Raw genomic sequence first — 14,383 nt, forward strand, 5'->3', positions numbered from 1 at the left:
GCCGCATCGCACTAGCGAGCGGTTTCAAAAAACGCATGTCCAAACCCAAGTGCTAGCTCACCACGGCCAACATATGACAAGAGCGGACGCAAGTTACAACCTTGCCGGACTCATCTCATTCTAGCAAACCCCGAGAAAAAGGCGATTTATCCTCCTCACCAACTTGGGTCTTCAACCGTGCGAAGTAGCTCCTGCGATGGCAGTAATGCTAGCGTATACGCGACTTTTAGGCCAAATTCTCGGCTGTAGTCAAAGTTTACCGATCAGGGGGACGATAACGATTGTGCACGCCGATGTATTGGAACCTGCGTGGCAAAGTCCCTCCGGTAGGAGCAACGATTGTGAAAACCTTGTCTACGAAAAACCGCTGCCACATGATCACACTGGGCAGCGGGCTCTTGATGCTGTTATCGCTCTCTGCAATTGGTTGCCAGGCAGAATACGCTGGCCAAACCTTGCCCAGCGCGTACTACCTGACCGACGACGTGCAGTACTACGCCCCTGGTCCAGAATTCAAATTAGCTCGTGAGGCGGCCGCGCTTAAAGAGCAAGCTGCCAGCACTGTCAGTGAACCACAACGCTAATCCCGAGCAAAGTTGCCGTATTAAGTAGGCAACTGGGTTGAAATACGTAAATAGAGTGATAGGTAGAGTACAATTTTTGCCGCTTGTTGTCGACTACTGCTCCAAGGTCGACGACGAGATAGGGGGGGACGGCACCTCAGTGGCAGACGTCTGAGGGGCGCGAACGCAACCGCGTCGCGTGCCTCAGGCGTCTTCGCCCGAGGATTTGGAACTACCATGTTCTTGTGACGAACAGATCTAAAAAAATCGAAATTCGTCTTTCGTTAGGCAATCGCCGGCTTCGCTTTTGTTTCTTTCACCGTGCGATCATTCGTCAGCCGCTGCTTGAGCCATTGAGTAAGTCGCACTCCTTGGCCACGCAAGGCATTCCAGGGATAGTAGCAATACCGGTAGCTTGTTTCGACATTAGTCCGAAACCGCGACTTGAAGTCATATTCTCCAATGCCTAAATCCAGTGACTGATCCCCCCGTTCGAAGCTGTCTTCGATAAATTTTGCCAGTAAGAGTTTGCCTACTCCTTTGTCTCGCATTGCAGAGAGATATCCCATCCGTAAGCCAGAAACTTCACCACGAGAAAAATAGTTGTATTGGAAGGCGACTGGAGTGCCAGCGAATTGCAGGATCGCCATATCCATCATTCCCAGTCGGGCTGCCTGAGCGTGGCAGTCAGTGAGAAACTCCAATACGCTATCGTGACAGAGAGTGTTGCCGTTGGTGACCTTCGCCTGCCACCCTCCGCGTGATATTTCTACACATTGGTCGAATAGGTCCCAGCGGGGATCTCCATCTCCATCGGCAGCAGACTGTGGGCGATGGCGAATAAATTCCACCGTCCCTTCCCGTTGGAGATTTCGAGTCTGTCTTCTTATTTCGTGCCGCCATTTCTTTGAGAGGCCGCGATGGTAGTCTTCCCAGTTAGTCTCCGAAAAACGGACGACCGAGCTTTCCTGGTGGGGGGCACTTTGGGGCTGCCATCCGGCTGCAGACATCGCACGACGAGTGGCATCGCCATCTCCTGAAGCACCGGAGGTCCAACATAGGTCGATCACGTCCCATTCACGGTGCGTATTGCGAAGGTGCTGTAACGCCATAAATAAAGTGGCCGAGCGATTGGGACCTAGCGGCCCATACCACATCCCCCAGTCACTCAAGGGATACGTGAGTACTCGTACAGTCGTGAGCCGATATTCTTTCTCGACGATACACAGGGGGAGAATGCCGATCGTTGAGTCGCTAGAGCGGACGATTAGCACGCGCATCTGCTGATTTGCCCCGTGATGTCGCCAAAAGGTGACGAACCAGTCATATGTCTGAAAGAAAGACGCACGTGGAGTTTGCAAGTGCAGGGCATTCCAAGCCAGTTGATAGGGTTGAAGCTCTTCGAGCGAATTGATTTCGATGACTTCGGCCATTGCGAACCCTGCTGGTAATTCCTGAGAATCGTCGTTGCAGCAAGTATTTCGCAAGGTTTGTGCCATTCGTTGTTTCGAGAGGTGGAACTGATAAGATGCACTGATTGCAAGGTAAGTTTAGCAGCTATTTGCGTAGGGAGGTTCGACTCGCCATGTGGCAATTTGGCATCATGTTGTATTCTGGCAACGACTGAATACATCATTAATTCACTTTGCCACAGACTTCGCAGCGAATGCCGAGAAAGCTCTCAATAGTCCGCTTTGCTTTGTGCACTCGAAGACCATCCCTTTTTTTTTAATTAACTGGACGCACTGGTGAAGAATTCCACCTGGAAACAACTGTTGACACAAATTCATTCCAGTGGTCGTCGCTGTGTGCTTGCCATCACTGGAGGAGGTGGCCAAGCTATTGGCAAGTTACTCTCCACACCTGGAGGTTCGAACTCGCTGCTCGAAGCCGTAGTTCCTTATTCCCTGTCGGCCCTGTCTGAGTTTCTCGGTGGAGAACCCGATCAGGCGTGCAGCGAACCGACTGCCCGGGCAATGGCCATGGCTGCCTGGATGCGAGCCAAAGTTCTAGCCCCAGCTGCGGACCCGCACATGCTTGTCGGAATCGGCACTACCGCGAGCTTGGTGAGCAACTCCCCTAAGCGAGGCGAGCATCGCATCCATGTTGCCTTGCAGACCGCAAACCAGACCACATCGCTTTCACTCAAGCTGGTCAAAGCAAAACGGACTCGACAACAAGAAGAACGCCTGGCGGCAAAACTACTTCTTGTGGCCTTAGGCGAAGCCTGTGGAGCAAACACGGCTGCCTGTCGTCATTCTCTTGAACAGAGACTCATGCAAGGTGAGCAAATTCTCCGCCGCCATCAAGAAGCGGAATCGAAATGGACAGAACTCCTCTTGGGCGAGCAAAGTTTCGTGCAATGGCCCCGAGGAGTCAGCGAGCAATTGCCCAGTGCGATCTTTCCTGGGGCATTTCATCCCTTGCACCAAGGTCATCGACGCATGGCAGAGATTGCTGCGAAACTCACGGAGTCGGAAGTCGTCTACGAGTTGTCGATCACAAATGTCGATAAACCCCCGCTCGATTTCGTGGAGATTGCTGACCGGCTTGCTGGCATCGAGAAAAATGATCCTGGAAGCAGGGTGCTACTGACTACAGCTTCTACCTTTATCAAAAAGGCTGCTTTGCTAGCCGGTTGCACATTTGTCGTGGGAGTGGACACATTGCAACGGATCGCCGACCCGCGCTACTACGGTAACGACCAGATAAAGCGCGATTCAGCAATCCACCAGATAGCGACTGCCGACTGTCATTTCCTGGTATTTGGTCGGCAGGTGGAGGGAAAGTTTTGTTCGCTCGGAGACTTGCAACTTCCTAACGATTTGTTGCGACTCTGCACAGAAGTTCCTGCCAGCGAATTTCGCGAAGATGTTTCGTCGACGGAGTTGAGAAGGGATCCTTAGGAATTTCGTGCCGCATCGATTAATTGCTGGGCCCCCTGGGCCAACAACTCCTCAGCCACTGTCCTTCCCAATTGCAGCGGATCATCAAGCGAACCGCTTGCCGCCGCTCGCAGAATCTGTGTTCCATCCAAGCTGGCCACGAGGCCGTCCAAGCGTAGCTTGCCATTCTCAATCCGACCCCAGGCACCGACCGGAGCGGAACAACCCGCATGCAAGAGGGCCAACATGGAACGCTCAGCGTCGGTGGACGCGCGGGTGTCGGGGTGCTGGATTTGGGCGACAAACTTGAGAAGTAACTCGTCTGCTAACCGACATTCAATTCCCAGAGTCCCTTGCCCCGGGGCGGGTAGCATTCTTGGTGGAGCGAGTTCTTCGCTAACTTTTTCTGCGAGACCAAGTCGATTGAGTCCCGCGGAGGCGAGAATGATCGCGTCATACTCACCAGTAGTCAGTTTACTTAGCCGGGTATCCACATTCCCGCGAATTCCCCGCACATTGATGTCGGGTCGCATCGCTCGCAGTTGTGCCTGCCGCCGCAGACTACCGGTGCCGACTATAGCCCCTGATGCCAAGGCAGCGAGCTTTTCGCCCGAGGCGGAGACAATGGCATCGCAGCAATTCTCCCGTTCCGGGACGGCTGCGAGTGTCAGTCCCCAGACCGTTTCCGTGGGAAGATCCTTGAGACTATGCACCGCCAAGTCGACTTCGCTCCGCAACACGGCGGCTTGAATCTCCTTAGTGAACACTCCTTGCAAACCCAATTCAACAATTGGTCCGCTCTGCTGTCGATCACCCTGCGTGGTGATCTCAATGATCTCGACCTGTGCCCCAAGCCGCTCAAGCTCAGCGGCAACCCATCGGGCTTGCCAGAGTGCCAGTTGGCTGGAGCGAGTACCAATGCGGATGTGAGGGGTGGACACAATGAATTAAGCAATGATCGCGGAATGAACTCGAAACGGGAAAGCTCATGGTAAAGATTCCCGAATTGGTCGGCAACCAGGGGTGCAATGGCTCAGAGCCCGTCCGGATTCGACAACCGGGCATGATCGCTTCGTTCGCGCGCTGCCAAGGCATCGGCAAGTTGCTGGGGCGGCACGACCACGCCACAACTCACGATGAACTGGAACGCTTGCTCCATCGTAATATTGAGGTCGATCGTCTCACTTTTCTTTACTGTGACAGTAAAACCGGTGAACGGCATCGGGGAGGTCGGAATCAATACCGAGACGACTGGCTCATTAGCAGCACCACGAATATCCAGTAAGCTCTCGCCGGTGAGGAATGCCACGGTCCAGACGCCTTTGCGTGGATATTCGACAGCTACAACCCGTGTATATTCGAGCCTAGGCTCGCTGAACATGAAATCGGTCACTTGTTTGACTGACGAGTAAACATTGCGCACTAGGGGCAGTCTGTGGATAATTCGCTCGATTTGAATCCAAAAAATGCGTCCGACACCAGCCGCTAGAAATTTTCCCAGCAAGTATAAGATCAGTAGAAATACGCAAAGAAACGTCGGGATCACTATATAAGGTGGCAAGAAACGACGGTTGACGTATGTTCGGATCAGTTCATCCGATGTCTGGGGCATCGGACTAACTCCTAGTTCCACTACATAGTCGTAGAAGCTAGAAGGCACGAGTCGATCGTCGGGCATTGGCTGAAAAGGACGCAGGGCATTGACGTCATTACCATCCCTAATCTCATTCTCTGGGACTTCCTTGCGATTGCGTATATCACCGCGAAAATGACGGGTCAGCAATTGGCGCGTCCCCGATTCCATCGGCGCGAGCAGATAATTATTGACCGTGTTTCCCACCCACAGAAATATCACGATGGTCAATAGAGGCGGAAGCAAGACCCCTAGCCCCCGGAGCACGGCCCGGCGGAAGGGGTCGAGCGCCTTGATCGTCGCATCAGTCTGCGGAGGGATAGGTTCCATGGGTCCTCATTGTGCGATTCGTTTGCAGGGATACAAGCCGAGTTATCCGGTGTTGGTCCAGCGAACGGAGCTAGGTGGGATTGGTCGGTGGAATACTTGGGTCAAGAGTCTGATGTTCGGCCTACGACCAGTACAGTTACCAGAGAAGCACCTCGCCTTTTCAGTGTCCGAGCAGCTTCGCTACATGTGGCACCTGTGGTCAGCACATCGTCCACCAGCAGGATGTGGGGGAACTCTAAATGATAGCCCCGGGGAACGCTCAGCCCGCCACGAATATTGCGAAATCTCCCCGGACGAGATAAACCGTGCTGCGGCAGGGAGTTACGACGACGGGTCAATAGGTGAGGCAGGTGCAACCAGCCCATGGAACTTGCGATTTTCCGGGCAACTACTTCCGGAGGATTCGTTCCCCGAATGAGGCGGCGCAATGGGGTCATGGGAATAGGCACGACAGCGTCAATCGGCAGGCTCTGGAGCTTCTCCCCCCAGCGCTCCTCTAGCAAGCAGGCAAACAATCGTCCGAGCTTCTCACTCCTTTCGTTTTTCATTCTTAAGACCAGATCTCTGAGCAGACCCTCGTAGGGTCCTAAGGCAAATGTGTTATCAAAGTGTAGTTTGTCTGTTTCACACCTCGGACACGTTTCCATCGATCCGCTCAACTCTGGTACTCTGGCACCGCACCGAAGGCAAACATTATCCAGTGGAGCCAACAGCTCAGCTCGACAATCCAAACAGAGGCCACTGGAAGTCGACTGCTCCATTTCGGCAGCGCAACTCAGGCAACTGGGAGGAAACAACAGATCGAGCGATCGGTCCCCGAGTCGATGCAGCCAGTTTGTTGTCGAGATTCGCATCGGTGATTGAACTGCAAATTGGAATTTCCGCCTTGGATTGGAACTCATGATACACTTTGCCAGCAGTGCCGTCAGTAGGTGAGAGACAGCTCTCTTGACGCTAGCAAACTGGCTCCGTTACTCTTCCGACCCACTGCTTTCCCCCAACCGACCACGATTCTCGACGATGACTATCCTCGACCGCTATGTTCTGAGACAGTTCGTGCAGATTTTCCTAATTTGCTTTCTCAGCTTGGGCGGGCTGTATGTGGTGATCGATGCTTTCCAGCATCTCGATAGTTTTTCTTCTTACGCGGAAGAAAAAGGGAGTCTGCTGGGTGCCATCAGCGAATACTACGCCTATCAATCATTCGATCTCTTTGATCGCACCGCTGGGATCCTGGCAATGATTTCCGCTATGTTCACCGTGACTTGGCTGCAACGACATCATGAACTGACCGCGATGATGGCTGCAGGTATTTCTAAGTTCCGTTCGATCCGCCCGATCTTGTTCGCAGCGCTTGCGGTTAGTGTATTAGGAATGTTGAACCGAGAGATCGTAATCCCCCAGATTCGCAATGAGTTGACTCGCGACACTAAAGACCTGGGGGGGAGCGAACTACGCGACTTGGAACCCCGTTTCGACGGGCAAACCGAAATCGTTTTAGGAGGCGACAAGACAGTCGCTAAAGAACTACGAATCGTCAAACCAACTTTTGTTTTGCCGGACTCGCTGTCAAAATACGGCAAGCAACTGGTCGCCGAAAATGGTTTCTATCTTAGTCCCACAGCAGATCACCCGGCTGGATACCTACTTGATAAAGTCAGCGTTCCAGGAAATATCAACAAAGTTTCGTCATTGCGCAGTGAAGGTCGCGCAGTTGTTGTTACGCGAAAGGATGCACCGTGGCTCAAGCCCGGGCAGGTATTTGTGGTCTCGCAAGTTCCCTTCGAATTGCTGGCCAACGGGTCAACGTGGAGACGCTACGCATCGATCGGAGAAATGGTTCGTGAATTGAACGAGCCAAGTACCGAGCCGGGGACCGATCTTAGAGTTGCTGTTCACACGCGTATCTTGCAGCCGTTTATGGATTCGACGATGCTTATGCTGGGATTGCCCCTCATGTTTTCTCGACGCAACAGGAACGTTTTTGTGTCTATCGGAATCTGCCTCTTGGCCGGGATTTCATTCTCGCTTGTGACGCTCATCTGCCAATCTCTCGGTGGACTAAGCCTCTTGCGACCCACTCTTGCTGCCTGGCTACCGCTGATGGTATTCGTGCCCATTGCCGTCGCTCTGGGGCATTCATTTCGCACCTGAAATCGACGATCTTCCGCAAGCAGGGGTTGCGAAAGCTGCCCTCCGCTGCCATCTTGGGGTCTTCGTCTGGCTCAGCAATTGCGATGGCCATGGACCGCTTCATATTCTAGTAAGGACGGGATGACAGGATGAAAGTCGCCACAATCACCACCAATCGCGGGGATATCCGTATTGAGTTGCATGAAGACAAGACGCCGAAGACGGTGGCAAATTTCGTCAAGCTCGCCGGCGATGGCTTTTACGATGGACTCAAATTCCATCGCGTGATCGACGACTTCATGGTGCAGGGAGGTTGCCCGGAAGGGACGGGATCTGGAGGTCCTGGCTACAAGTTCGAAGACGAATTTCATGCCGACTTGAAGCACGACGGACCGGGGGTCTTATCGATGGCTAATTCCGGCCCCAATACAAACGGGTCCCAGTTTTTTATCACTCACGTTGCTACCCCGTGGCTCGACGGTAAACATTCGGTGTTTGGCCGGGTACTTGATGATGGCCAAGAAGTTGTCGACGTGATCCAGCAAGGGGATAAGATCGAGAAAGTCGTCATCAGCGACGAATGATCAGTTTACCGAATTGCTAGTTCGATAGCACCACTTTGAGTGTGCGCCGTTGGCAGAGCAAGAAACTCGTAGCGCAGGCGAGGTCTATTCAGATGACGTATCAGCTGATGTCATCTGCACGACGGCCCGTCCCATGACGCCGGTCGTGGGCAGGCTGATCGCATTGTGCGTCCGTCGAGGACTTTTTCTCGCCAGCCAATTCCTGCTGACGACGGTCCTTTTCCCGTTTTTCAATTAACAGTTCCAGTTCTTCTGGAAGATTCAAGCGATTAGGCATGGTTACGTTCTCCCTGGGAAAGCGAATTTGGATTCAAAAAGCGTGGGGAGAGCTAGTACTGGTAATCGATTTCTGGCAATGGCTGATTGGGGAAGGCAATCTCTTCAGAGTCTAACTCTGTTGGACAGTCCCAGGTCTCCTCAACAGGAGGTAGCGGCATAGGCACCATCGAAACCATTGGCACCTCATGATGGGCAGCATGGATCGTGGCAATCGGTCGGCGAGGATTGCGGAAGGTATCGTAAAGTTGCGCTTCGTAAGGTCGTGGCACGCGCACTAAAGGACCCGTGAGCAAGCGATCATGAGCCGCCTTCATGTAATCATTCGATTCACGAGAATCAATGATAGGATTGTACGGCTGGACGTGGGGTACTAAGGTGACGATGATTTCGGTTCGCTTCTTCACGACTTGACGATTCTGGAACAAGATCCCCACATACGGCAAATCACCGAACCAAGGAAGCTTGCTTTCCGAGAGAGTGTCTTCTTCTTGAATTAATCCCCCGATGACCATACCCTGGCCATCGCTCAGAAGAATACTGCTGTCGACATTCGCAGTTTGTTTCGAGGGTGTTTGGGTCTCTGCATTGACCTGCCCTTTGGAGACTTCGGGCTTGACTCTCATCAGCACTCGCCCATCGCGAGTGATTCGTGGCACAACGCGCAGGATGACGCCCGTATCCAGAAACTGAATGTTTTGCTGTGTGGTCTGGTTCACATTCGTGGTGACTTGCGAATAACCGAGTTGGTCGCCAATCTGAATACTGGACTCTTGACCGCTCACCGAAAGAATTTTCGGCGAGGCGAGCGTTTTGGCGTCAAGTGTCGTCTGCAGAATCTGGACGAAGCCATTCAGAGCCGTGCCATCGACTGAGATAAACGAAGTGGAATTCGTGGGTGCTGCATTTGCGCTACCCGATGGATTGGTGAAGCCTCCTGAGAGAAATCCAAAACCAACCTGATTGTTGTAGAAGCTGGTGATCTGCTCAAAATTGACGCCACTGCGGCAATCATCATTCAGTGTTACTTGCAGAATATTGGCTTCTATCAAGACCTGCCGAGGAGGCTGATCCATCTGGCAGATGTAATCGCTGATCCGCGCGACATTTGCCGGGTAATCAAAAACAGCTACCACTTCGCGGGTGCGGCGATTGTCATCCGAACTCGTTTCGACCAGCCAACTATTGCCAGCAGGGGAGAGCAGGCCTTTCACCGTATTGTCGACATCCACGGCAGCGGCAAAGTCGAGTTCAAAAACTTCTACGACTCTACCCCCTGCTTGCGGTGAAACATAGTCAGCCGCTTCGATATTTGTGACGTAAATGATTCCCTCGTTCATATGCCACGTGTGGCCCGAGATAGAAAGCAGGGCTTCCATCACTTGTTGCCACGGCATGCGGTCGAAGGAAGCGGTGACGGGTACTTCGGCTGGTGATGCGAACACGATATTCAGCTTTTGCGTCTCAGCCACCAGTGCAATTACTTGCCTCAAAGGAGCATCGCGAACCATCAACGAGATCAGTCCAGCATCTTCCTGGACTTGGATGTTTTCAGCAGCAACCTCGCCCAGGGGAAGTGTCCGACGGTTTGGCAAATCCTCTGGATTGCTCGGTGGTGCCGCAAGCGTATCAGTTCCTGTCTTCCCTGCCCCAACTGCCTGGCGTAAGGCGTCCAGATTCACGGATGTCCATGGTGAAGAGGGTGCCACCGGGGCAGCTTCCGGGGAAACTGCTGGCTGTTGTTCTACTACAGGATTAGCTGGCTGAGCGCCAATTGTACGCTCTAGTTTGCTTTGGCCCGACCAAGCCTGAGTCTCCGGAGCCGATTGTCCCCAGACGGGTACCGAACAGAGTGCGCACACCAACCAGCAGACAACCGGTCTATAGGCCCGGCGCCTCATTTGTGAGCCGCACTGTTCTCCCCCCAAATTCATAGCCTGCTCAAAGTGTTCTCAGCGATGGATCTCCGTGAGGACAATTCCATCCGTATTAATTTCAGTAATCTCATAGCCTGCGACGGTGTCGCCAACTCTAAAACTTTCATCTCCGAAAGTGGCGATGCGTTCTCCGTTGGAAATCACGACTATCATCCTCTGCTCGTTGCGAAGTTTTTCCAGCAGCTGTTCGGTTTGTGAAGCTATTTCACCACTACTTTGCGATGGATCAACGATCGTCGCCAGGTACCACGCTGGCATCGCAAAGGGATCATTTTTTACTACCCTTTCAAGCGGCATCTGCGGCCACTTCAAGGGTATTTGTTCTTTCGACTCGGCATCGACTTTTTGGGAGACAAGGTTCTTATTCGCGACTTCTGCTTGTTGATTAGGAGGCGATTGAGGAGTACTTCTGGAGACCAATGTCTCGTCGGTACCATCTGTCTGCTGATTCCATAGTACGAAGACAAGTCCAACCGCCAGGCAGACCACCAGTGCTAGCTTGCGTGGTGTCGCACCTGATTTCTGCATCCAAGTGCGCTCACTCATAGGACTTCCCCTCTCATACTTCTATCGTGGGAATTTCCCCCAAAATACAAGACAAAATTTACCTGAATAGGATACCTTTCCAAATACTTATCCGATTCGATCTCCAACTGGGAAACTTCCGTAAGCCTGGGGAGATGGTCAATCCCATGCAGGAATCGACAGATGCTGGCAAAGCTACCTTTGCATTGGAAAGTTACGTACGCTTTCGAGTAGCTTTCCAGCCGTTCCGTCAGGCCACTCTGGTGGCCCACAATCTTGACACCTGAAGCCAGGGCGACCGAGTTGACCTGCTCAATAAACTCATTCTCATCGAGTTCCGCTGGGAGCCGGAGCAAGGTTTCCTCGACCGAGGCTTTCAAGGCCTGTAGCTCTGCTTTGCTCTGACTGTAAGCTGAACGGACTTGAGGGGCTCGCTTGAGCACTTCTTTTAGTTGCGCAACTCTGCTGGTACTTTGATCCAACTGGGTATTGAGAGGTCGGGTCACCAGTGCAAAATAGGCCCCCACAAAGACAAGGACCACCAGGACCCCTGCAACATGAAGCGCCCACCCAAGCGAAGCAACTTGTTTTTCTTGGTAATTTCTCACGGTTTGAACCTCTAATTCTGGAAAGTACCGTGCAAGGCGAAATTGTGCATCAATAGATTGTTGATGCGTGTCTCTTTATTCGTCGTCACGTCCACCTTTCCTGCTGGGATCGAGGATTGCAACTCTTCGGCAACCTGAATTGCGGCCGCTTTGTTGTCGGCAATGCCGGCAATATCCAACACCATCGGTGAGTTCGTCTGAGGGTAATCGGTTCGTCCGGAACTAGATAACTCGATCTTCTCAAAGAATACTCTGTCGCCGACTTTTGCCACCGCACTCCCCAAAAGTCCTAACACAGTTACGGTATGATTTTCGCTGGATAGGGCCAGGACAAATTGCTCCTCATCGCGTATAGCCGCTATTTGCTTAGCGAGCCGTTTATTTGCCTCTTTGAGGTGATTGATCGGCTCAAGCATAGTTTCCAACAATTGTTGTTCGAGACCAATTTGCCGAACGTAGTAGTAGTGAGCAGACGTCACCAGTGCTAATACCAGAAACAGGGCGCTAGTGATCTTCAGCCATTGTCTCAACCGGGCACGGTAAATCTCGCGGCGTCGGGCATACGGTGTCATGAGGTTGATTGTGCGACTCATGCGTTCTCCCAGGCCAAAGCCGACAAAGCGAGAGCCGGACCAAACAGGCATTGGTTTTCGCATTCTGAGGAATCGTAAACAGACGGATCAGGATTCAATCCCCACACCCGCGATTCAATTTTCAATTGGCGAGTCAGGTAATTAGTCACACCCCGAATGAGACCGCCACCGCCGAAGACATAGACTTGTTGCGGCTTGATCGACCGGCGTAAACCATTCACATACGATATGGTCCGTGAAAGTTCATGTTCCAATTGATTCAAGGGTTCCTTGATGAGTTCCGCAACTAGAACGGCCATCTCGTCGGCGTTGCGCGACTTCAAACCGCTTAGACCATAACGGGACAGCAGTCCATACGCCTGCTCGGTTCGTATACCGAGTCCCTGAGCCAGCGAACACATTATTCGATCTAGACCGCAGTCCTTTAGCATCCTCGCATAGACAGGACTCCCATCTTGCACGATGCAAAAAGTTGCCTGACTGGATCCCCAGTCGAGCGTCGCCACTGGCAATGTAAGGGGGGTGGGGAGGCCCAATCCAACCGCCCTGGCTAGGGAGTGCGGCAGCCCGTCGATTCTTTGGCAGGCAAAACCATTCTTGACCACATCCCAATAGAGTTGGTCAGACCACGGTCTTGCCACCGCCATCACATTCCACCGCAATGGTTGGTCTTTGCCGTCAACGGACTCTGCCGGCCATAGATCGAATTGCAGATGTTCCGCCGAAGCTTGGGTAGCCGTTTCGACAGCTCGCCGTACGACTGAATCAAGGTCGTCAGAAACGTCGCTCAAACTATCCAGGTGGTGAATGTCGCAGAGCCCCATGGGCATCGTGAGGGCGGCTTGCCTCCCACGAAGCCCACCCGCCAAAGCTACGGCGGCGCCAATCTCTCCGGAAGCCGACCAACGGGATTCGTTTTCCGTCTCTGCGTCCTCACTGATTTCGGGCGCAGAACGCGGCACGATGGCTCGCGCGATGATACGCAGTTTACCATCGAACTGCGCAAGTTGCGCGACCTTGACAGTAGCACTGCCAATGTCGATTCCAATCCAACCGTTTTTTTGTTGACGGAACATCACTATTGATTTTCTTTCGAAGTATTAGTGTCCACGATTGGCAAGGCTGGAAAGATCGAACACCGGCAACATCACTGCTAGGACGACAATCGCAATGACGAGCCCCATACCCACTGTCAGAGCTGGCTCGATCATGCCCACTAGTTGCCGCATCTTTGCCTCGGCTTCTTCCTCGTAATAGTCCCCCAGCAATCTGCTCACTTCAGCTACGTTGCCAGTGCTTTCGGCAGTCACAAGCATATCGCGGGCTGATATCGGAATGATCTCGGCGGTTTGCAGAACACTCGCCAGGTTGCGACCGTTCACCACGGAGTCTTCGAGTCTTATCAACAAGGCTCGGTACAATGAATTCTCAACTGCATCGCGAGTTAGTCGTAAGGTCTCCAGTAACGGCACACCGTTGGACAACATTATTCCCATCAACCGACAGATCCTTCCTGTCAAGCGAGCACGGCAAACGTCTCTAATTCCGGCGGTATTGACCCACATTGCATCCAATGTCTGTCTCCCTGCTACCGACTTACGCCATACAAGCCCCCCTCCGACGAACGCGATTGCAAGCGGCCCCCAGAGCCACCAACGTCCGCGCAACTCATCAGCGAAGGAAATCAACATTTGGGTTATAATTGGCAGGGCAACATCATATTGCGCGAATATTCCTGAGAAACGCGGTAGGACAAAAATTACCAATCCAGCGACCACTGAGGTCGACACCGCCAAGAGTAGGACCGGATAGGTCATCAATGCCCGCATAGTTCGACGATTGCGGAGTTCGTTGCGTTGCATCTGAGATAACTGAACTAAAACGTCTGCCAAAGAACCCGACGCCTCACCGGCGGCAACCGTGGCAACGAATGCAGCATCGAAGACCGATCCGTGGCGACGGAGGGATTCCGAAAGGGTGGTACCTGCTAGAACCGACTGATGGACTCGCAGCAGCACGTCGGCAAGCTGCGAATTTTGGCTTTGTGCTACCAAAGAACCGAGCGCTGTCGAGACATCGATTCCTGATTTCAGCATAATTGAGAGTTGGGCGGTGAACTCGGCGATGTGCTGCAAGGGTACCGACTTGCGGCGTTTTAACGCTTGCTTCTCGATAGACGTCGAGGCAGACTTCCAGCGGATAAGATCCGCAGTTTCCAGCCCAGAACGTTTGCCGGCACGCTCGGGTTGAGCGGACGACTGCTCCTGCATTCCAAAGGTGGTGTTGTATGCATTCATAATGAATTAATCGCCGTTT

General features: G+C 52.9%; 15 protein-coding genes and 1 pseudogene. 5 read left to right on the forward strand and 11 right to left on the reverse strand.

The annotated features are described in order from the left end of the window. The first annotated feature begins 341 nt into the window (after positions 1-341). Positions 342-584 (forward strand): hypothetical protein, encoded by a 243-nt coding sequence (locus tag Pla144_RS01055; RefSeq protein WP_231936112.1) that lies wholly within the window; start codon positions 342-344, stop codon positions 582-584. A gap of 263 nt (positions 585-847) precedes the next feature. Here the strand turns inward: Pla144_RS01055 and Pla144_RS01060 are convergent, their stop codons facing one another. Next, entirely contained in the window at positions 848-2,062 is a 1,215-nt protein-coding gene (locus tag Pla144_RS01060; protein ID WP_146447472.1) for a GNAT family N-acetyltransferase, read from the reverse strand. 249 nt (positions 2,063-2,311) lie between these two features. On the opposite strand from Pla144_RS01060, the gene Pla144_RS01065 reads away from it, so the two are divergent. Further along, positions 2,312-3,469, forward strand: a complete 1,158-nt coding sequence (locus Pla144_RS01065) for a hypothetical protein (protein ID WP_146447473.1) — start codon at positions 2,312-2,314, stop codon at positions 3,467-3,469. Here Pla144_RS01065 and hemC read toward each other — a convergent pair. Further along, entirely contained in the window at positions 3,466-4,389 is a 924-nt protein-coding gene (gene hemC, locus Pla144_RS01070) for a hydroxymethylbilane synthase (protein WP_146447474.1), read from the reverse strand. The genes Pla144_RS01065 and hemC overlap by 4 nt on opposite strands. 92 nt (positions 4,390-4,481) lie before the next feature. After that, entirely contained in the window at positions 4,482-5,411 is a 930-nt protein-coding gene (locus Pla144_RS01075) for a DUF502 domain-containing protein (protein WP_146447475.1), read from the reverse strand. Between Pla144_RS01075 and Pla144_RS01080 the strand changes: the two genes are divergently transcribed. Then, the gene (locus Pla144_RS01080) at positions 5,410-5,829 is read left to right on the forward strand and encodes a hypothetical protein (RefSeq protein ID WP_146447476.1); all 420 of its coding nucleotides are present in this window, start codon (positions 5,410-5,412) and stop codon (positions 5,827-5,829) included. The two genes, Pla144_RS01075 and Pla144_RS01080, sit on opposite strands and share 2 nt — an antisense overlap. A gap of 220 nt (positions 5,830-6,049) precedes the next feature. Here Pla144_RS01080 and Pla144_RS25405 read toward each other — a convergent pair. After that, positions 6,050-6,313: pseudogene (locus Pla144_RS25405) on the reverse strand (double zinc ribbon domain-containing protein); the annotation flags it as partial. Positions 6,314-6,431: 118 nt separating this feature from the next. Here Pla144_RS25405 and Pla144_RS01085 point away from each other — a divergent pair. Continuing rightward, the gene (locus tag Pla144_RS01085) at positions 6,432-7,565 is read left to right on the forward strand and encodes an LptF/LptG family permease (RefSeq protein ID WP_146447477.1); all 1,134 of its coding nucleotides are present in this window, start codon (positions 6,432-6,434) and stop codon (positions 7,563-7,565) included. Positions 7,566-7,693: 128 nt separating this feature from the next. Then, on the forward strand, positions 7,694-8,128 hold the full coding sequence (locus Pla144_RS01090) for a peptidylprolyl isomerase (protein ID WP_146447478.1): 435 nt from the start codon (positions 7,694-7,696) through the stop codon (positions 8,126-8,128). A 100-nt stretch (positions 8,129-8,228) separates the two neighbouring features. Here the strand turns inward: Pla144_RS01090 and Pla144_RS24370 are convergent, their stop codons facing one another. The 7 genes from Pla144_RS24370 to Pla144_RS01120 all read right to left on the reverse strand — a co-directional run bounded on the left by Pla144_RS24370 (position 8,229) and on the right by Pla144_RS01120 (position 14,364). Beyond that, complete coding sequence (locus Pla144_RS24370; protein WP_197530301.1) at positions 8,229-8,405, reverse strand: hypothetical protein; 177 nt, start codon at positions 8,403-8,405, stop codon at positions 8,229-8,231. A 52-nt stretch (positions 8,406-8,457) separates the two neighbouring features. After that, positions 8,458-10,113 (reverse strand): type II secretion system protein GspD, encoded by a 1,656-nt coding sequence (locus Pla144_RS01095; RefSeq protein WP_197530302.1) that lies wholly within the window; start codon positions 10,111-10,113, stop codon positions 8,458-8,460. Positions 10,114-10,356: 243 nt separating this feature from the next. Beyond that, positions 10,357-10,887, reverse strand: a complete 531-nt coding sequence (locus tag Pla144_RS01100) for a hypothetical protein (RefSeq protein ID WP_146447480.1) — start codon at positions 10,885-10,887, stop codon at positions 10,357-10,359. Further along, a complete protein-coding gene (gene pilO / locus Pla144_RS01105) occupies positions 10,884-11,474 on the reverse strand; it encodes a type 4a pilus biogenesis protein PilO (RefSeq protein ID WP_197530303.1) in 591 nt (196 codons plus the stop codon). The genes Pla144_RS01100 and pilO overlap by 4 nt, the downstream gene beginning before the upstream one ends. A gap of 11 nt (positions 11,475-11,485) precedes the next feature. Continuing rightward, complete coding sequence (locus Pla144_RS01110) at positions 11,486-12,067, reverse strand: hypothetical protein (RefSeq protein ID WP_146447482.1); 582 nt, start codon at positions 12,065-12,067, stop codon at positions 11,486-11,488. Beyond that, positions 12,064-13,143, reverse strand: a complete 1,080-nt coding sequence (locus tag Pla144_RS01115) for a hypothetical protein (RefSeq protein ID WP_146447483.1) — start codon at positions 13,141-13,143, stop codon at positions 12,064-12,066. Before Pla144_RS01115 ends, Pla144_RS01110 begins: the two co-directional genes overlap by 4 nt. A 24-nt stretch (positions 13,144-13,167) precedes the next feature. Then, positions 13,168-14,364 carry a type II secretion system F family protein gene (locus Pla144_RS01120; RefSeq protein ID WP_146447484.1) on the reverse strand — a complete coding sequence of 399 codons (1,197 nt, stop codon included), beginning with the start codon at positions 14,362-14,364 and terminating at the stop codon, positions 13,168-13,170. Positions 14,365-14,383: the final 19 nt, after the last annotated feature.

The organism is Bythopirellula polymerisocia (assembly GCF_007860015.1).
Classification (GTDB): Bacteria; Planctomycetota; Planctomycetia; order Pirellulales; family Lacipirellulaceae; genus Bythopirellula; species Bythopirellula polymerisocia.